Raw genomic sequence first — 18,061 nt, forward strand, 5'->3', positions numbered from 1 at the left:
ATCGGCAAGCAATTGTCCCGCTCGCTTGACCGGCTCAAAACCGACTATGTTGATCTTTATTTCATGCATCGTGACAACACCGATATTCCGGTTGGCGAATTCGTTGATGCCATGGATGCGGAGGTAAAGGCTGGTCGTATCCGCGGATCATTTGGCGGCTCGAACTGGACGCGCGAACGGATGGATGAGGCAATCGTCTATGCCGCAAAAAATGGAAAGACAGCGCCCGGCGTTCTGTCGAACAATTTCTCGCTGGCTGAAATGCTCGACCCGATCTGGGCTGGTTGCGTGGCAGCTTCCGATGATCAGTGGAAAACGTGGTTCAACACGAGACAGATACCGAACTTCGCCTGGTCAAGTCAGGGCCGCGGCTTCTTCACGGAACGTGCTGGACGAGACAAGCGGGACGACGAAGAACTGGTGCGTGTTTGGTATTCAGACAGGAATTTCGGACGGCGTGACCGGGCAATCGAACTTGCCAGAACGCTTGGCCGCAATCCGATCCACATCGCGCTTGCCTATGTTCTGGCGCAGCCCTTCCCGATCATTCCCTTGATCGGCCCGCGCACGCTGGGTGAACTCGAGGACAGTCTATCGGCTCTCGACATCAACCTCACGCCGGATCAGGTGAAATGGCTGGAAGGTTAGTTGATATTGCGCGGGACCGCAGAGCGCCGCGCGAGATATCTAGCGTGTATCGAGGGCTGTTTACTAAAAGTGGACGGGCAAGGACATGGCCGCGATCAGCAGGCGCTCGAGGCGACGGCTCTTGGCGCACCCCGTAGCCGAGCCAATGATATGAGCCCTGCTGGCCTACGCCTCGTCAGAACCGGGTGCGCGGTTGGAAATGCTGGCATACATGCCGGTCGTTCGAAATTCGGTCGGACTGGCTCCATAGATGCGCTTGAAAACCTTCGAGAAATAATTGGCATCGTCAAACCCAGTCATGATTGCGACCTCCTTGACCGGCAGAAAGGCGGCATTGGTCAAGAGTTTCGTCGCACGCTGCATCCGTTTTTGCAGAACGAATTCGGCCGGCGGCAAGCCTTCGCTTTCGGCAAAAACCCGGGAGAAATGCGCGCGGCTCAGACCAGATACGCCTGCAAGTTCTTCAACGGGAAGCGGTTTGTCGAGATTGGCGCTGATGTGATCGATAACCGGCTGCATGGCCGTCCGCTCATTTGGCGCAACAGTGTGCGAACCAAAGGTGCCGTCATAGAGAGCCATGGCAGCTTCATAGGCAATTGAAGAAGCACGCCCCGCTGTTTCGGCGTTCTGGATGAGCCGTAAACTACAGTCGGCGAGATGTTCTATCGTTTCTGCCGGCAGCTTCAGGACCGGGCCGTGAACGGCCAGAACCGAGCGATGGATGCGCAGCGCCTCCTCGCCATTCATCGAAATCCAGAAATATTCCCAATGCTCTCCCGGCGCTAGCCAATAGCGATGATTATGTGGCACCAGGACCAGCAGAGTTTCACCCGAACGCACTTTGTAGGTGCGGTTTTCATAACGCAGATTACCCGTTCCGCCGATCGTGTGCTGCAGGACAGTGAAGGGCGTCTGGCCGCGTTTTCGTCCATCCCAGTCATATATCTCATCGCGGCGAACCTCATAGCCAGTGCTAGTTGGCATCGTATGAAGCGAATGCCGCCCGCGCGGTAGCGAAACCGTCTTCATGACCGGTCCGGACGCAATCAATTTCTGCAGCACAAAATTACCCTCAAAAGCACAATCCCTCTCTATTCGACCGGGGGAATATACGCATAATACGGGCAAAGAACAGTAGATGAACTGTTGCGAGACGTGTCAAAGGAGGCAAGCCAGGACAATCCTGGTCTTTGAAAGCATTGGCGTTTGGGCGTCAGCGCATACCCTTTTTTCACTGCTCCAGCCGGTTCTCATATGATCGAGGTCAGCATGAGCAGTTTCAAGATCGCCATCATCGGCGCCGGCAGCGTGGGTTTCACCAAGAAACTGTTCACCGATATCCTTTGTGTCCCTGAGTTCAAGGACATCGAGTTTGCCCTGACCGACATCAGTGACCATAACCTCAAGATGATCAAAGCCATTCTGGATCGCATTGTCGAGGCCAACAAATTGCCGACGCGGGTTACAGCGACGACGAATCGGCGAGAGGCGATGGAAGGTGCCCGCTTTGTTATCAGCTGTGTTCGTGTCGGCGGACTTGAGGCCTATGCCGACGACATAGCCATCCCTTTGAAGTACGGCATCGACCAGTGCGTAGGTGACACGATCTGTGCCGGTGGGATCCTCTACGGGCAGCGCAATATTCCCGTCATCCTCGATTTTTGCAAAGATATCCGCGACGTGGCGGAACCCGGCGCAAGGTTCCTCAACTATGCCAATCCGATGGCAATGAATACCTGGGCGGCTATTGAATATGGCAAGGTGGATACGATTGGCCTTTGCCACGGCGTCCAGCACGGCGCCGAGCAGATCGCCGACATTCTCGGCGCACGGTCCAAGGACGAACTCGATTATATCTGTGCCGGGATCAACCATCAGACATGGTTCATCGATCTGTGTTTGCGTGGCCGCAAGATTGGCAAGGACGAACTGATCGCGGCATTCGAAGCTCATCCCGTCTACTCACAGCAGGAGAAGCTTCGCATAGATGTGCTGAAGCGGTTTGGAGTCTATTCGACCGAAAGCAATGGCCATCTTTCTGAATATTTGCCGTGGTATCGCAAAAGGCCCGACGAGATCGCAAAATGGATCGACATGTCCGACTGGATTCATGGCGAGACAGGTGGCTATCTGCGATACTCGACCGAAACCCGCAACTGGTTCGAAACCGAGTTCCCGCAATTTCTCGAGGCCGCCGCCAAGCCGATTGATCCGGCCCGCCGCTCCAACGAACACGCCAGCCATATTCTTGAAGCCATGGAAACCGGGCGGGTTTATCGCGGCCATTTCAACACGAGGAACACCGGCATCATCACGAACCTGCCGGCCGACGCGATTATTGAATCGCCGGGATTCGTTGATCGCTTCGGTATCAATATGGTCGCCGGCATCACGCTGCCAGAAGCCTGCGCGGCAACCTGCATTTCATCCATCAATGTACAACGCATGGCCGTGCATGCGGCGGTCAGCGGCGATATCGATCTGCTGAAACTCGCCGTGTTGCATGACCCGCTCGTTGGTGCGGTCTGCACACCGGAAGAGGTCTGGCAGATGGTCGACGAAATGGTGGTCGCCCAGGCGCGGTGGCTCCCGCAGTACGCACATGCGCTTGATGGAGCCAGGGAGCGCTTGCGCCACAAGACCGTGGCAACACGCGACTGGAAGGGCGTCGCCAGCCGTTCGGTGCGTTCCATCGAGGAACTTAGAGCAGAAAAAGCACTGGCGAAGCAGGCAGCAGGTTAGTTTCCATACGGATTTCTTTGTCTTGGAGGAGACGTCGAAATCTCGGGCGAAATGAAACAAGCGGCAGCAATTTGCTTCATTGCTGCCGGGAGGAGTGGTCCGGCGTAACCGGTCAGAAGCATAGAGGGAGAGACGATGAGCCATTTTCGCTACTGGAGCAAACTAATCATTGGCGTTTCGATGCTGGCCTTTCCGGCCCTGGCATCAGAACCCACGGTTCCGCCAGAACCCGCGGAATTCAAGGCTCAAGCCCCGATCACCTATGTTCCGAGAGACTCCATCGTCGAATTTAAGGCCTTGCCCGAATATCATGAGCCAGGCTGGGTCACGCAAAAGTATGTCAAGACGGGGGAGCTTCCGCCAGTCAAGGACCGGCTTCCCAAGGAGCCTTTGGTCTTCAAGACCGGCAACATGCCCGACGGCATTGGCGTTTATGGCGACACATTGCGCCATGTCATCGGTGGACGTCCGGAAGGCTGGAACTACAGCGCTGGCCAATCGCAGGGTTGGGGTGGCATCGACATCGCAATGTCGGAGTGCCTTACACGGACCGCCCCGCTTTTCCAGGTGGAGGCCAAAGACATTGAACCGCTGCCGAACCTTGCGAAGGCTTGGGAGTGGTCAGCAGATGGTCACAAACTGACCATGCACCTTATCGAAGGCGCGAAATGGTCAGACGGCGTTGCTTTCGATGCCGATGACGTGATGTTCTACTGGGAGGACAATGTTCTCGATCCGAACGTTTCCCCCTTGAACGGCGCAACACAGGAAAGTTTTGGCCCCGGCACGACGCTCAGGAAAATCGACACCTACACAGTCGAGTGGACTTTCAAAGAGGCCTTCCCGCGCCAGTATCTCTACGCCATGGCCTATGGAACATTCTGTCCGGGCCCGGCCCACATTCTAAGGACAAAGCATCCAAAATATGCGCAGACAACCTACGACCAGTACAAGAACGGCTTTCCGCCTGAATACATGAACATTCCGGTTATGGGCGCCTGGGTTCCGGTGGAATACCGGTCTGACGACATCATCGTTTTACGCCGCAATCCCTATTACTGGAAGGTGGATGAGGCCGGCAATCAGCTGCCCTATATCAACGAACTGCATTATAAATTGTCCACTTGGGCCGATCGCGACGTGCAGGCTGTGGCAGGTTCGGGCGACTTCTCCAATCTGGAGCAGCCGGAAAATTTCGTCGAGTCCCTGAAGCGCGCGGCGCAGGACAATGCCCCGGCCCGCCTGGCGTTCGGACCACGTCTCATCGGCTACAATCTCTACATGAATTTTTCCGCCAATGGCTGGGGTCAGCCCGACGCCCGCGGGCAGGCTATTCGCGAGCTCAATCGCAACGAGCACTTCCGCAAGGCGGTAACCATGGCTATCGACAGGAAGAGGCTTTCTGAGTCACTGGTCAAAGGCCCGTTCACGGCGATCTATCCGGGCGGCATTTCATCGGGCACAAGTTTCTATGACAGGCAATCCACGGTCTACTATCCGTTCGATCTGGAAGGTGCCAAGGTGGAGCTCGAAAAAGCCGGGCTAAAAGACACTGACGGCAACGGTATCGTGAATTTCCCGGCGGACAAGGCCGGGGGCAAGGATGTTGAGATCACTCTCCTCGTGAACAATGGTTACAACACTGATAAGAACCTCGCCGAGGGCGTCATTGGCCAGTTGGAGAAGCTCGGCCTGCGGGTCATTATCAATGCGCTCGACGGCAATCAGCGCGATGCTGCAAATTACGGCGGGCGCTTCGATTGGATGATCATGCGTCATCATGCCGAACTGGCGTCGGTAGTGCAGAACACAGAACAGCTGGCGCCGACGGGACCGCGCACGAGCTGGCATCACCGCGCACCGGAGGGAGGCCAACTTGATCTCATGCCCTTCGAGCAGCAACTCGTCGATGTGGTGAACAAGTTCATCTCAAGCCAGGACAAGGATGAACGCGCCGAACTGATGAAGCAATATCAGAAGATTTACACCTCGAACGTCAACACGGTTGGCCTGACCGAGTATTCAGGCGCCCTGATAATCAATAAGCGCTTTTCCAACATTCCATCCGGCGCACCGATCTTCATGTTCAACTGGGCCGAGGACACGATCATTCGCGAGCGTGTCTTCGTCAAGGCCGAAAAACAGGGCGATTACGAATTGTTCCCTGAACAGTTGCCAGGAAAGCCGGGCGGTAATGGCCCGATGAACTGAGCCTCCCAAAGCTCTGACTTTCCGGCCGCACATTGGTGCGGCCGGAGGAGGGATTTCAGAAAGCCAATTTTAGCCGCGCAGCTGATTGCGTCGAATGTAAACCAGTTAACAAAGAGAAGCGAAACGGCCAATGTTACGATTCCTCCTGGTGCGAATTGCATCTGCCGTTCCGGTGCTATTCGTCCTTAGTGTAGTGACCTTTGTTATTATTCAGGCACCACCGGGTGACTATGCCGACTACATCCGATCGCAACTCATCAATCAGGGCGGCGCTTCCTTTGAGGCCGCCGATGCGCAGGCTAAGGCCTATCGCGTTGCCAATGGCCTCGACAAGCCCTTGCCGGTCCAATACGTCAACTGGGTCGTCGGCATGGTGACGCGTGGTGATTTCGGGCATAGCCTGTTCTTCAACAAGCCTGTTGCTGACGTGGTCGTTGAGCGGCTGCCTCGAACGTTGCTGCTGGCCCTGACCTGTCACATCCTCGCTTCAGTTATCGGCATCAGCTTTGGAATACTAGCCGCGACACGACAATATTCGTGGATCGACAGCCTGCTGTCGGGAATATCGTTTCTCGGCATGACAGTACCGCGTTTTCTGATGGCCTTGATCATTGTCTATGTGCTGGTATTTCACTTCAACGTCTCGGAGATCGGTAGTTTCCACTCGGCGCGTTACGGCGGTGCGCCTTGGTCCTGGGGCAAGTTTGTCGATCTCGTCCAGCACGTGTGGCCGGTTGTCGCCATCGCCACATTTGGCGGACTTGCCTACAATATGCGTGTGATGCGCGGCAATCTGCTTGATACGCTCAATGCCCAATATGTGGAGACAGCCCGTGCCAAAGGCTTGAGCGAAGGTGCGGTCATCATGCGGCATGCCGTTCCGAACGCGATGCATCCGCTGATCATGTATCAGGGCGTGGTTCTGCCCTACATGCTAACGGGTGAGATCGAAACCGCCATTATCTTCGCCCTGCCGACGGTCGGTCCGGCTATCGTCGGGTCCATGTGGGTCGGCGATGTCTATGTCACTGCCACCTTCATGCTGGTGCTTTCAGCGACACTCATTGTTGGCAACATCATTGCTGACCTTCTCCTCGCGTTGATGGATCCGCGTGTGCGGCAATATGGGGAGGCAAGCTGATGCAGATGCACATTCAATCAACTGCACCTTTGGCAAAAACTATTGATGCCAAACACGGTAATGAAAGCTACATCGCGCTAGTTTGGCGGCGGCTGAAACGCTCGTGGACAGGCATGACCGGTCTCGTTCTCGTCTGCCTCCTGCTTGTTATGGCGCTCTTCGCCGGCTTTCTCGCACCTGTCGACCCAAAGCAGACCGATATCGGGTTTGCACCACCGGAAATAGTCCGATTTTCCGACAAAGAAGGCAATTTCGCTTTCCGTCCTCGGACCTATCCCACAGCGGAGACTGAGGAGCTGGATCCAGTTACGTTTCAGCCCATCGTCGGACCGGATTATGACAACCCCAGGCTGCTCGGATTTTTTGTAAAAGGCTTCGAATACAAGCTGCTCGGCATCATTCCTTTCGACCGTCATTTCTTTGGCACTCGCGATGGTAAGCCTGTGCACTTTCTTGGAACGGACAAGTTCGGACGTGATGTCCTTTCCCGCGCCATCTATGGTTCACGTATCTCACTGATGATCGCGTTGATCGTGGTGTTCATAGTGACTGTCGTCGGTACGACTATGGGCTTGGTCTCAGGCTATTTCGGCGGACAGTTCGATGCATGGACACAGCGCTTCGTTGATCTGGTCCTGGCATTTCCACAACTGCCGCTCTATCTCGCTTTGAGTTCGCTTATTCCGGTGACCGCTCCGACGAATGTTTTTCTTGCCTTCGTAATCATCGTCATGTCGGCGCTCGGCTGGGCGCAAATGTCACGCGAAGTTCGCGGCAAGACACTGGCCCTTGCACGGATCGAATATGTGCGTGCGGCCATGGCCGTAGGGGCAACCGACCGGCGCATCATCTTCCAGCATATTTTGCCCAATGTGCTGAGCCACGTGATTGTCGCGGTCACTCTCGCCATCCCGCAGGTGGTTCTTCTTGAATCCTTCCTCGGCTTTCTCGGATTTGCCGTTAAACCACCGCTGATTTCCTGGGGCCTGATGCTGCAGGATACTGCGACCTACTCGGTCATTGGTTCCTATCCCTGGATCCTCACTCCCGTCGCCTTCGTGCTCCTCACCGTCTTTGCGTTCAATGCACTGGGTGATGGTCTGCGCGACGCCGTTGATCCCTATTGAGGCCTGAAGCGATGCAGATTTCCGATCTCGAAACAATTGCGCCACGTCAGCGGCAGGATCACGCCACACACAGCCACCCGCCGATCATCAGTGCGTGCAATATCGCCGTCAAATTCAGGGTTGAAGGTGGAATGATCGATGCCGTCAAGGACGTCTCTTTCCAGCTCTATAAGGGCGAAACCATTGCTATCGTTGGGGAGTCGGGATCCGGTAAATCGGTAACGGCCCGCACAATAATGGGTCTACTGACGAAGCGTGCTTCCGTCTCAAAGACGGCGACGATCAACTACAACGGCAAGGATGTGCTGAGATTCTCCGGACGCGAGCGGCGGAAGCTGCGCGGCGACCGCATGTCCATGATCTTTCAGGAGCCGATGAGCTCACTCAATCCGATCTACACGATCGGTAGCCAGATCGTTGAGGCCATTCGCGTGCATCGCCGCGTCAGCCGGCGCGAGGCACAAAAGCGTGCCCTCGAGTTTTTGGCCCAGGTACAGATTCCTGATCCGTCATCACGGCTCAATCAGTATCCGCACCAGCTCTCCGGCGGGCAGCGCCAGCGCGTGATGATTGCTATGGCGCTCGCCAACCATCCTGACGTGTTGATTGCCGACGAGCCAACGACGGCGCTGGATGTGACCGTTCAGGCGCAGATTCTCAATCTCATCCGGGACCTGCAGAAGCGGCTCGGCATGGCGGTGATCCTGATCACGCATGATCTTACCGTCGTGCGGCAGTTTTCCGACTATGTCTATGTCATGCAGCATGGGGAGGTAAAGGAACACAACACAACTGCCGCGCTTTTCGAAGCGCCGCGGCATCCCTACACACGCCACCTGCTCGCATCAGAACCGAAGGGGCAGGCCAATCCTCTCCCAACAAACTGCGATACTATTTTGGAAGGCAAGTCCGTTCGGGTTTCCTACCTATTGAAGCGCGGTGGCTTCTTCAGGCCCGAACTGCATGAGCTTGTTGCGGTCGATAGCCTTAGTTTGAAACTTCACCGGCATGAGACTTTGGGAATTGTCGGCGAATCCGGATCGGGCAAGACGACATTCGGGCAGGCGCTCGTCCGGCTTATCCATACCGACGCTGGCGAGATCACATTCGCTGGTCAGTCCATCCAGAATAAGACCCGCAAAGAAATGCGACCCTTGCGTTCGCGCATGCAGGTCGTCTTCCAGGATCCCTTTGCCTCGCTCAATCCGCGCTTGTCGGTCGGGCAGATTATCGAGGAAGGGCTGATCATCAACAGAATTGGCGCGAACCGTGCGGAGCGCCTTGACCGTGTGCAGGAAGCATTGGCCTGTGCCGGCATGCCCCACAATATCCTCTCGCGTTTTCCGCATGAATTCTCCGGCGGTCAGCGCCAGCGTATCGCCATTGCGCGCGCCATTGCACTCGAACCGGAATTCATACTTCTCGACGAGCCAACCTCTGCGCTTGACCTTTCTGTCCAGGCACAGATCATCGATCTGCTGCGCAAGCTGCAGAACGATTGCGGCTTGAGCTATCTGTTTATCTCGCACGATCTGAAAGTCGTCCGTGCTCTTTGCCATCGCGTTATGGTGATGCAGAACGGCACGATCGTCGAGGAAGGCACCGTCGACGATGTCCTCTTCCACCCCAAGACCGCCTACACTGAACGGCTTGTCAAAGCCGCCTTTGAGGTAGCCGCATAATCCTCCTGGAGACCGCCATGCCAAGCCATCCCAAAATCACCTTTATCGGAGCCGGGTCGACCGTCTTCATGAAAAACGTCATCGGCGATGTGCTGCAGCGCCCTGCCCTGTCCAGCGCAACGATCGCGCTGATGGACGTCAACCCGCAGCGCCTTGCCGAGAGCGAGATCGTTGCGGGCAAACTTGCAAGGACGCTTGGCGCCAAAGCCACCATCGAGACCTATTCCGATCAGCGCCGGGCGCTCGAAAATGCCGATTTCGTGGTCGTTGCGTTCCAGATCGGTGGTTACGAGCCTTGTACCGTCACCGATTTTGAAGTGCCAAAGAAATATGGCCTGCGTCAGACCATTGCCGATACGCTCGGCGTCGGTGGCATCATGCGAGGCCTGCGCACCGTGCCGCATTTGTGGAAAATCTGCGAGGATATGCTCGCAGTCTGCCCAAAGGCCATCCTTCTGCAATATGTGAATCCCATGGCGATCAACACCTGGGCGATCGCAGAGAAATATCCGGAGATCCGGCAGGTGGGTCTCTGTCACTCGGTTCAGGGGACGGCGGGCGAGCTTGCCCGCGATCTCGACATTCCCATCGCGGACATCCGATATCGTGCCGCTGGCATCAACCACATGGCATTCTATCTGCAATTCGAACAGCGGCAGGCGGATGGCGGCTATCGAGATCTCTATCCCGACCTTGTGCGCGGCTATCGCGAAGGGCGGCTGCCGAAGCCCAGTCACTGGAACCCGCGCTGCCCCAACAAGGTACGCTATGAAATGCTGACCAGGCTCGGCTACTTTGTCACCGAAAGTTCCGAACATTTTGCCGAATACACACCCTATTTCATCAAGGAGGGCCGCGAAGATCTCATCGAGAAGTATGGCATTCCGCTGGATGAATACCCCAAGCGCTGCATCGAACAGATAGCGCACTGGAAAAGCCAGGCGGAGAGTTATGCCAATACCGACACGATCGAGGTGAGCGAGAGCCACGAATATGCATCGTCGATCATGCATTCCGTGTGGACGGGCGCACCGTCGGTGATTTACGGCAATGTGAGGAACAATGGTTGTATTACCTCCCTGCCCGGCAATTGCGCGGTGGAAGTACCATGCCTTGTCGACGCGTCGGGTATACAACCAACCTATGTCGGGGCGCTGCCGTCGCAACTGACCGCCCTGATCCGCACCAACATCAATGTGCAGGAACTGACCGTTCAGGCGCTCGTCGCCGAAAACCGCCAGCACATCTACCATGCGGCGATGATGGATCCGCACACGGCCGCCGAACTCGATCTCGATCAGATATGGTCGCTTGTCGACGATCTCCTTGCTGCGCATCGCGATTGGCTGCCCGCCTGGGCAAGCATTCAAGGCGCTTAGGATCTTACTTTGTTGGGTACGATCGGCATAGGAAGCCCACTCGAGCTTGCATGCCATTGCCACAGTTAGTCGCTACTCAGGTGGTGGGATTTGTGTCGCCCGTGACAATATCCACATCCGCGACAGCCGAGGTACCGAACCTGGATTTGAGCCGGCCGGATGGCCGATCTCAAGATTCTCGCCCTGATGAGCTGGCCTGATGGCGAGGCCAATCATCACGGCAAAAGCTCAATGACGGGTTCTGTCGCGAACTTTTGCAAGCGAAGAGCGGCCTGTCGCCAATTTTAGTCAGAACAACACCGGTACCGCCGCTGCGACACCAGGGCCGGTTGGCAATCAGGGAGAGGCCTGACCACCGCCGTCTGATTATTGCTCGTCGTCAAGGTTCCCGTTTATGTTTGTGGAAGCGTCGTCGCCAACCCACTCACCGGCAATTAGGTTCTTGTGTATCATGCCGATTCGCGAAGTTAATGAAGGCCGAGATAGGCTTTGCGAACGTCTTCGTTGTCGAGCAGCGCAGCACTGTCACCGGACAACTGAATCTTGCCATTGACCATCACGTATGCCCGCTGCGAGAGCTTCAGCGCATGATTGGCATTCTGTTCAACAAGAAAGACCGTTTTGCCCATAGCGGCGATCTCCGCCAAGACCTCAAACACCCGTTTGACAACAAGTGGCGCGAGACCCAATGACGGTTCGTCAAATAGGATGAGTTCGGGCCGCGCCATCATCGCGCGGCCAATGGCAAGCATTTGCTGCTCACCGCCGGACATTGTTCCGGCCGTCTGATTGCGGCGCTCCTTCAGCCGGGGAAACAGATCGAACATCGCCGAACGATCCTCCTTGAAATAGTCCATCCCGATGGCTGTGGTTCCCATCATCAGGTTTTCTTCCACTGTCATGTCCTGATAAATCTGGCGGCCTTCCGGAACAAGGGCGATGCCTCGTTGGGCAATCTTGCTGGTGGGATATCTGGAAATATCCTCGCCACGATGCCGAATCCAGCCGGATGAGGCCCTGGGAACCCCAAAAATCGTCGAGAGCAAAGTGGTCTTACCTGCGCCGTTGGCGCCGATCAAACTGACGATTTCACCTGCGCAAACATGGACGTCGACGGTTCTCAGCGCTTGAATTGGACCATAGTGGGCTTCAACACCAACTAATTCCAGAAGCGGTTCACGCTGCGTTGTTTTGGTGCTCATGCTACTTCCTCTTCGCTCACGCCTAAGTAGGCGGCGATGACCGCTGGATCGCTTGCGACTTCGCTGGGGGTTCCGTCGGAGATGACTTCGCCGTGATCGAGCACGACGATGTGGTCGGAAATGCTCATTACCAGACCCATGTCATGCTCGATAACCAGAACGGACAAATCGTGTTCTGACCGCAGTATTTGAATGACCTGCGAGAGTTCACGTGTTTCCGAGGGGTTGAGGCCGGCTGCGGGTTCATCCAGGCAAATGAGCTTTGGCGATGTACACATGGCCCTTGCGATCTCGAGGCGTCGCTGGCGCCCATAGGGCAGTTCGCCGGCAAGGCGGTTGGCATCCTCGAGCAGGTTCATTTGAGCGAGCCAGTAATAAGCTCGGTCAACCGCTTCAATCTCAGTCTTATTGAAGCGCCGGGATTTGAAAATCCCACTTGAGAGGTTGTTCGTCGTCGACAGATGCTGGGCGATGAGGAGATTTTCGATCACCGACATCTCTTTGAAAAGACGGATATTTTGAAACGTCCTTGCGATACCGGCTCGCGTGACCAGGTGCGATCCGCCGACGATGGGTTTTGTGATTAGATCGCCGATATCGGTCGGCACCCCGTCCGACCACAGGCCAATGCGGCCTTCGCTTGCACGATAAAAACCTGTAATGCAGTTGAACAGAGTGGTCTTTCCTGCGCCGTTTGGACCGATCAGTGCTGTAATGGCACCCTCCTTCGCTTCGAAGCTCACATTCCTGTTCGCTACAATGCCGCCGAACCGCATCGTTACGTTCTCGACACTCAGTACAGCCCCGCTCATCGTCCCACCTCCAAGGCCTGATTGGTGCTAATTTCCACGACAGATTTTGACGACGGGAAGAAAGCAGGACGCGTGATGCGCACAAGGCCGCGCGGTTTCCATATCATCATCACGACCATCAGAATGCCGAACACAAGTACCCGATACTCAGCAAAATCGCGAAGAACCTCGGGCAGAATCGTCAGGACCAGCGCTGCCAGGATGACTCCGAACGTCGAGCCTAAGCCGCCGAGCACGACAATCGCGAGTATCAGTGCCGATTCAAAGAACGTGAACGACGTCGGATTCACGAAGCCCTGGTGAACGGCGAAAAAAACACCTGCGAGACCGCCGGTGGACGCGCCGAGCATGAAGGCCGACAATTTCGTGAAAACATGGTTCACACCCAGCGAGCGACACGCAATTTCGTCTTCCCGAAGGGCTTCCCAGAGACGACCGAGTGGCATGGCCCGCAGCCGGTGCACAGAATAGACAACACCGCTCACTACAAGGAAGAGGACGATATAGATGAACCAAAACTTGTAGTCTGCGCTGTACGGAATGCCGAAATACTCATGGAACGGAACGCCCCCTTGACGCGCCGTTCTCGTGAATTCCAGACCGAGGAACGTTGGCGCGGGGGCTGGAGCACCATTGGGGCCTCCGGTGAATTCCAACCAGTTCGTCAGCACAAGTCGAATGATCTCACCGAAGCCCAGTGTGACGATAGCAAGATAGTCTCCGTGCATCCGCAGCACTGGAAATGCCAAGATCATCCCACAGAAGCCAGCCAGGAACGGCGCTATCAAAAGCGCACTCCAGAAACCCAGTCCGATGTACTGCGACCCGAGCGCCAACAAATAGGCGCCAACCGCGTAAAAGGCGACGAAACCGAGATCGAGCAGACCAGCCAGGCCCACCACGATATTAAGGCCAAGTCCAAGCAGAACATAAATAAGAGCCAGGATCGCAACGCCGAGGATGTATTTGTCCGCGAAAAAAGGAAACGACAATCCAGCCATGAATACGAGGGCGATCACGGCATAAGGAAACTTCTCGTCACCTTTCCGGACCGTGACCCCGCCTCCGCTATTCCGGTTAAAGCGCTGAAGCGCCCGTGAACAGATGCGAGTGCCTAGAAGAAATGAAATGAGAACACGACCGGCGGCAACAACCGCCGCGAGCGAGAGCGCGCGAGCGAGCTCGGTGCGGAAAGAAAACCCTTCGAGAACCAGTCCAGAGATTGGGCCCAGAACGATAAGCGCGATAACGAACGTGAAGAGTGCTTCCTTCGCCAACTTCACAATAAGAACAGGCTTTACAGCGTTATCCATTGGCATCAGACCTTTTGAATTTCCGGCTGGCCCATCAGGCCATACGGCCGGAAGAACAAGATGATGATAAGCAGAGCGAATGCGAAAACGTCCTTGTAGTCGGTGCTGACGTATCCAGCGAAAAGTGCTTCGGTTAGGCCAAGAAGAAGTCCGCCCAGAATTGCGCCCGGCAATGACCCGATGCCTCCGAGCACGGCTGCGGTGAAGGCTTTGATACCCATCACGAAGCCGATGAAGAAGTTGAATGAACCATAGTTGATCGTAACGAGCGTGCCACCGACGGCGGCCGTGCCGGCGCCGATGACGAACACTGTCGATATGATCCTGTCGGTATTAACCCCGAGGATTGCGGAGATGCCCCGGTTCTGCTGTGTCGCCCTGCATTGCCGGCCGATCTGGGTGTGATTAATCACGTAGGTCAAAATTGCCATTGCAATGAAGGAAGCTGCCAGGATCACGACCTGCATGTATGTGATTTGTACAAAATCCCGATCAGATCCTAAGCGAAATGCGCCACTGATAAGGACTGGGACACCCTGATCGCGAGCACCTTGGGCAATCTGCACATAGCTCTGCAGCATCAGGGATATTCCGATCGCAGAGATGAGGGGCGCGAGTTTGGTTGAACCGCGCAGCGGGCGGTAAGCCACACGTTCAATTGACCAGCCGTAGAACCCCGTAATGACGCAAGTGATGACCAGGACAGTGATCAGAGCAAAAGGAACCGACTGGACTCCGAAAAAATGTAGTACTGCGAGAGTGATCGCGGCGATGTATGCTGAAACCATGTACACGTCGCCGTGCGCGAAATTGATCATTCGGATCACACCGTAAACCATGGTGTATCCGACGGCGATGAGGCCGTAAATTGCGCCCAAAGTGATGCCGTTTACCAACTGCTGAGCAAGAATATAAAAGTCCATGGCGAACCCCTTTGTGATCTTTGGAATAAAATAGGCCGGCCGAAAGTGAGTTCGGCCGGCGCGATCATCCAGAAATCAGTTCGAAAGGAAGGGGGTACCCTTGTCGTCGAAACTGTAGAAGACGAACTTAAAGCCCTTAACGTCGCCCTTTTCGTCCCAGCCGAGATTGCCGACCGCTGTCTTGACGGAATTCTTTCTCAACCAGTCGACCTGAGATTTAACGTCTGCGTCCTTCGTGGCCTCGAGGGCGGCAACAATGGTCTGCGCACTCGCATAGCCGAAGAGGGTATAGTTATCCGGTGCAATATTGGCCTTCTTCAAAGCAGCCTGAGCGTCGGCAGTCGCCGGATCCTTCAATGGATCTGCCGCGGAGGAGTAATAAACACCCCGTGAGATTCTTTGGGCCACCGGCGGCAGTCACAATTTCAGCCTGCGCAAGGGCGTCGCCGCTGATAAACTTCACAGCAAGGCCCTGCTCATGGATCTGTCGAATGAGCGGGCCAGCCTCGGGGACAAGCCCGCCAAAATAGACGGCCTCAGCGCCCGAGCTTTTTATCTTGGTGACGAGCGAATTGAAATCGCGCTCGCCGCGGGTGAGACCCTCGTAAAGCACTGGTTCAACGCCCCGCTCGGCAAGCGTTTTCTTCAATGCGTCGACCAGACCTTGGCCGTAGGTATCCTTATCATGAACCAAGGCGATTTTCTTGAGCTTCAAGGTGTCGAGTATGAATCCACCCGCCACGACCGCCTGTTGGTCGTCGCGACCGCATGTACGGAACATCGTGTCGAAACCACGGTCGGTGACAATAGGATTGGTGGAAGATGGCGTAACCGTGAGAATGCCCGCCTCGTTATAGATTTCTGATGCCGGAATGGTGCTGGAAGAGCAAAAATGACCGACAACCGCCTGCACCTTATCTTGATCGACGAAGCGATTTGCGACCGCCACGGCCTGCTTCGGCTCGCATGCGTCATCACCTTTGACCAATTCAATCTGCTTGCCATTCACACCGCCCGCAGCGTTCACATCTTTGATGTACGCTGAAACACCGGTAAAGACCTGTTCTCCAAACGTGGCGTTCGCGCCAGTCATGGGACCGGCGAACCCTCAAGGCTCAGGGTGTCGAGGTGGCTATCGTAACGGTCGACATTTCGGTCGGTGAAAGCGCGCATCGCGGCTTCGAATCCATCGTCCAGCAACTCGGTCGCGTCCACTCGCTTGTCAACAGCGCGGCCATCTATCCGCGCAAGCCTATTCTCGAGATAACGGACGCGGACTGGGATTTAGAGAACGCCGTGAATATCAAGGGTACCTATCACATGATGGTTGCGGCGGTCTTGCATATGCGCAAGTACGTCAATCTTGCGGAAGTAACGGGCCGCATCGTCAACGTCACCTCGGTCGACGCATTCAAGGCGCATCCGCAAAATGCCCACTATGCCGCCACGAAGGCAGCTGTCGTCAGCCTGACGAAGTCGTTTGCTCAGGAATGTGCAAAAGACCAGATCCTGGTCAATTCCGTTGCCCCGGCTGGCTTTGCAACCGATCGCGCTAAAGAGCTTGGCTTCCTTCCCGAATTGGCGAAGGCGAGCGCGTTAGGCCGCGCCGCCGAGCCGGTCGAGATGGCCGAGTGGATCGTCATGATGGCAAGCAGCCGCAATACTTACGCGACCGGTGAGAACGTCGTCATCAGCGGGGGATATATCTATGTCTGAGCCCCTACCTTACCGCGTCGCCGTCGTCACCGGCGCGACAAGCGGGATCGGCCGCGCCACCGTGCTGAAGCTGCGCGAACTTGGCTTGACCGTCTATGCCGTCGGCAGGCGTGAAGATTCGCTGCAGGAGCTGACGGCCCTTTGTGGTGCTCGGCCAGTCAAGGCGGATGTCCGCGATACAGCGGCTATTGTCGAGCAACTCTGCGGTATTGAAGTCGACATCCTCGTCAACAACGCGGGTATTCTCTCCACGCGCGCATCGTTTCACGAAATCGAACCCGCCGAAATCGACGCTATGATCGATATCAATCTCAAGGCTCCGATGCATATCACACGTGCGTTTCTCCCTGGAATGGTCGAGCGAAAGCGCGGTCACCTTGTCTATCTCGGGTCGAGCGGTGGCCGGGCACCCTACCCGTCGATGGGCGCATACGGTCCTTCGAAGGCCGGCCTGAGCCTCTTTTGTGACAATTTGCGCTGCGATTTGTTGGGCACGTCGGTTCGCGTAAGCGAGGTTGTTCCCGGCCGCGTCCAGACGGATTTGTACCGTACCGCACTGGCCGGAAACCAGGCGCAGGCACTGCTCTATAACGGCTATCGGCCAATTCAGCCGTCACATATCGCGACAATCATTGCCAACGTCATCGAGCTTCCGGCATTCGTGGATGTTTCACGCATCGAAGTCTTCCCCACCGATCAGGCGACCGGCGGCGGCACGATGGTCAAGTTTGAACAGCAATAGCGACGGAAAACACACTGATCGTGGAAATGTGGTCTATCTATTCCGGTTGCATCGGGCCGGACGCGCCGAGTCCGCAATCGCATCAACTCTGATGCCTCCATCATGCGTGCGGTGGAAGCATGGCGCCATCGCGTTTTGCAGCAAGCCAGTCCCGAACACGGTAGTATCGCAGCGCCAACTGCGGTCCGAAACTCATGTAGAAAGGTGCAGCTTTTAGTGGCTCGAGTTGTAGCGCCAGATCCTTTTCCGGCACGCTCCTTGCCCAGTCCGACAGGATACCGCCCAACATGCTTCCTGTCGGAACACCACGCCCGGAAAGGCCCGTAAGGGCAACAACACCCGGCGCGAGATTGTAGAGCCTGGGAATCGTTCGATATTGCATATCTAATTCACCAAACCAGAAATAGTCCCAACGGATTTCCT

The 18,061-nt window shown here is 55.9% G+C and carries 15 protein-coding genes and 2 pseudogenes; 9 read left to right on the forward strand and 8 right to left on the reverse strand.

Annotation, left to right across the window (positions count from 1 at the left end; all coding sequences use genetic code 11):
• On the forward strand, window positions 1–648 hold a 648-nt coding region (locus tag AAAC48_RS19300), incomplete at its 5' end, for an aldo/keto reductase (protein WP_340655740.1).
• A gap of 165 nt (window positions 649–813) precedes the next feature.
• On the opposite strand, the gene AAAC48_RS19305 is transcribed toward AAAC48_RS19300, so the two are convergent.
• Entirely contained in the window at window positions 814–1,677 is an 864-nt protein-coding gene (locus tag AAAC48_RS19305; protein ID WP_340655754.1) for an AraC family transcriptional regulator, read from the reverse strand.
• A 240-nt stretch (window positions 1,678–1,917) separates the two neighbouring features.
• On the opposite strand from AAAC48_RS19305, the gene AAAC48_RS19310 reads away from it, so the two are divergent.
• The 6 genes from AAAC48_RS19310 (at window position 1,918) to AAAC48_RS19335 (ending at window position 10,930) form a co-directional block, all read left to right on the forward strand.
• Complete coding sequence (locus AAAC48_RS19310) at window positions 1,918–3,390, forward strand: alpha-glucosidase/alpha-galactosidase (protein WP_340655741.1); 1,473 nt, start codon at window positions 1,918–1,920, stop codon at window positions 3,388–3,390.
• 135 nt (window positions 3,391–3,525) lie between these two features.
• A complete protein-coding gene (locus AAAC48_RS19315; RefSeq protein WP_340655742.1) occupies window positions 3,526–5,601 on the forward strand; it encodes an ABC transporter substrate-binding protein in 2,076 nt (691 codons plus the stop codon).
• 130 nt (window positions 5,602–5,731) lie between these two features.
• Window positions 5,732–6,742 carry an ABC transporter permease gene (locus AAAC48_RS19320; RefSeq protein ID WP_340655743.1) on the forward strand — a complete coding sequence of 337 codons (1,011 nt, stop codon included), beginning with the start codon at window positions 5,732–5,734 and terminating at the stop codon, window positions 6,740–6,742.
• Window positions 6,742–7,869 (forward strand): ABC transporter permease, encoded by a 1,128-nt coding sequence (locus tag AAAC48_RS19325; protein ID WP_340655744.1) that lies wholly within the window; start codon window positions 6,742–6,744, stop codon window positions 7,867–7,869. The genes AAAC48_RS19320 and AAAC48_RS19325 overlap by 1 nt, the downstream gene beginning before the upstream one ends.
• A gap of 11 nt (window positions 7,870–7,880) precedes the next feature.
• Complete coding sequence (locus AAAC48_RS19330; RefSeq protein ID WP_340655745.1) at window positions 7,881–9,551, forward strand: ABC transporter ATP-binding protein; 1,671 nt, start codon at window positions 7,881–7,883, stop codon at window positions 9,549–9,551.
• Between the two features lie 17 nt (window positions 9,552–9,568).
• Window positions 9,569–10,930, forward strand: a complete 1,362-nt coding sequence (locus AAAC48_RS19335; RefSeq protein WP_340655746.1) for an alpha-glucosidase/alpha-galactosidase — start codon at window positions 9,569–9,571, stop codon at window positions 10,928–10,930.
• Window positions 10,931–11,397: 467 nt separating this feature from the next.
• Here the strand turns inward: AAAC48_RS19335 and AAAC48_RS19340 are convergent, their stop codons facing one another.
• The 6 genes from AAAC48_RS19340 to AAAC48_RS19365 all read right to left on the reverse strand — a co-directional run bounded on the left by AAAC48_RS19340 (window position 11,398) and on the right by AAAC48_RS19365 (window position 16,273).
• Window positions 11,398–12,132: an ABC transporter ATP-binding protein gene (locus tag AAAC48_RS19340; protein ID WP_340655747.1), complete on the reverse strand. Its 735-nt coding sequence runs from the start codon at window positions 12,130–12,132 to the stop codon at window positions 11,398–11,400.
• Entirely contained in the window at window positions 12,129–12,944 is an 816-nt protein-coding gene (locus AAAC48_RS19345) for an ATP-binding cassette domain-containing protein (RefSeq protein WP_340655748.1), read from the reverse strand. Before AAAC48_RS19345 ends, AAAC48_RS19340 begins: the two co-directional genes overlap by 4 nt.
• Window positions 12,941–14,257 carry a high-affinity branched-chain amino acid ABC transporter permease LivM gene (gene livM, locus AAAC48_RS19350; RefSeq protein ID WP_340655749.1) on the reverse strand — a complete coding sequence of 439 codons (1,317 nt, stop codon included), beginning with the start codon at window positions 14,255–14,257 and terminating at the stop codon, window positions 12,941–12,943. Before livM ends, AAAC48_RS19345 begins: the two co-directional genes overlap by 4 nt.
• A gap of 5 nt (window positions 14,258–14,262) precedes the next feature.
• The gene (locus AAAC48_RS19355; protein ID WP_340655750.1) at window positions 14,263–15,180 is read right to left on the reverse strand and encodes a branched-chain amino acid ABC transporter permease LivH; all 918 of its coding nucleotides are present in this window, start codon (window positions 15,178–15,180) and stop codon (window positions 14,263–14,265) included.
• 75 nt (window positions 15,181–15,255) lie between these two features.
• Window positions 15,256–15,501 (reverse strand): hypothetical protein, encoded by a 246-nt coding sequence (locus AAAC48_RS19360; RefSeq protein ID WP_340655751.1) that lies wholly within the window; start codon window positions 15,499–15,501, stop codon window positions 15,256–15,258.
• The gene (locus AAAC48_RS19365) at window positions 15,473–16,273 is read right to left on the reverse strand and encodes a branched-chain amino acid ABC transporter substrate-binding protein (RefSeq protein ID WP_340655752.1); all 801 of its coding nucleotides are present in this window, start codon (window positions 16,271–16,273) and stop codon (window positions 15,473–15,475) included. The genes AAAC48_RS19360 and AAAC48_RS19365 overlap by 29 nt, the downstream gene beginning before the upstream one ends.
• 26 nt (window positions 16,274–16,299) lie before the next feature.
• Between AAAC48_RS19365 and AAAC48_RS19370 the strand changes: the two are divergent.
• Window positions 16,300–16,896: pseudogene (locus AAAC48_RS19370) on the forward strand (SDR family oxidoreductase); the annotation flags it as partial.
• Window positions 16,889–17,638, forward strand: a complete 750-nt coding sequence (locus AAAC48_RS19375; RefSeq protein WP_340655753.1) for an SDR family oxidoreductase — start codon at window positions 16,889–16,891, stop codon at window positions 17,636–17,638. The pseudogene AAAC48_RS19370 and the gene AAAC48_RS19375, both read left to right, overlap by 8 nt.
• Window positions 17,639–17,738: 100 nt before the next feature.
• Here the strand turns inward: AAAC48_RS19375 and AAAC48_RS19380 are convergent.
• Window positions 17,739–18,061, reverse strand: a pseudogene (locus tag AAAC48_RS19380) (FAD-binding oxidoreductase); the annotation flags it as partial.

It is taken from the genome of Phyllobacterium sp., assembly GCF_037994405.1.
Classification (GTDB): Bacteria; Pseudomonadota; Alphaproteobacteria; order Rhizobiales; family Rhizobiaceae; genus Phyllobacterium.

Coding starts and splice junctions, on each gene's coding strand:
- AAAC48_RS19330 (WP_340655745.1), top strand. CDS start 7,881: ATGCAGATTTCCGATCTCGAAACAATTGCGCCACGTCAGCGGCAGGAT.
- AAAC48_RS19315 (WP_340655742.1), top strand. CDS start 3,526: ATGAGCCATTTTCGCTACTGGAGCAAACTAATCATTGGCGTTTCGATG.
- livM (WP_340655749.1), bottom strand. CDS start 14,257: ATGGATAACGCTGTAAAGCCTGTTCTTATTGTGAAGTTGGCGAAGGAA.
- AAAC48_RS19355 (WP_340655750.1), bottom strand. CDS start 15,180: ATGGACTTTTATATTCTTGCTCAGCAGTTGGTAAACGGCATCACTTTG.
- AAAC48_RS19325 (WP_340655744.1), top strand. CDS start 6,742: ATGCAGATGCACATTCAATCAACTGCACCTTTGGCAAAAACTATTGAT.
- AAAC48_RS19340 (WP_340655747.1), bottom strand. CDS start 12,132: ATGAGCACCAAAACAACGCAGCGTGAACCGCTTCTGGAATTAGTTGGT.
- AAAC48_RS19305 (WP_340655754.1), bottom strand. CDS start 1,677: ATGAAGACGGTTTCGCTACCGCGCGGGCGGCATTCGCTTCATACGATG.
- AAAC48_RS19345 (WP_340655748.1), bottom strand. CDS start 12,944: ATGAGCGGGGCTGTACTGAGTGTCGAGAACGTAACGATGCGGTTCGGC.
- AAAC48_RS19310 (WP_340655741.1), top strand. CDS start 1,918: ATGAGCAGTTTCAAGATCGCCATCATCGGCGCCGGCAGCGTGGGTTTC.
- AAAC48_RS19335 (WP_340655746.1), top strand. CDS start 9,569: ATGCCAAGCCATCCCAAAATCACCTTTATCGGAGCCGGGTCGACCGTC.
- AAAC48_RS19365 (WP_340655752.1), bottom strand. CDS start 16,273: ATGACTGGCGCGAACGCCACGTTTGGAGAACAGGTCTTTACCGGTGTT.
- AAAC48_RS19320 (WP_340655743.1), top strand. CDS start 5,732: ATGTTACGATTCCTCCTGGTGCGAATTGCATCTGCCGTTCCGGTGCTA.
- AAAC48_RS19375 (WP_340655753.1), top strand. CDS start 16,889: ATGTCTGAGCCCCTACCTTACCGCGTCGCCGTCGTCACCGGCGCGACA.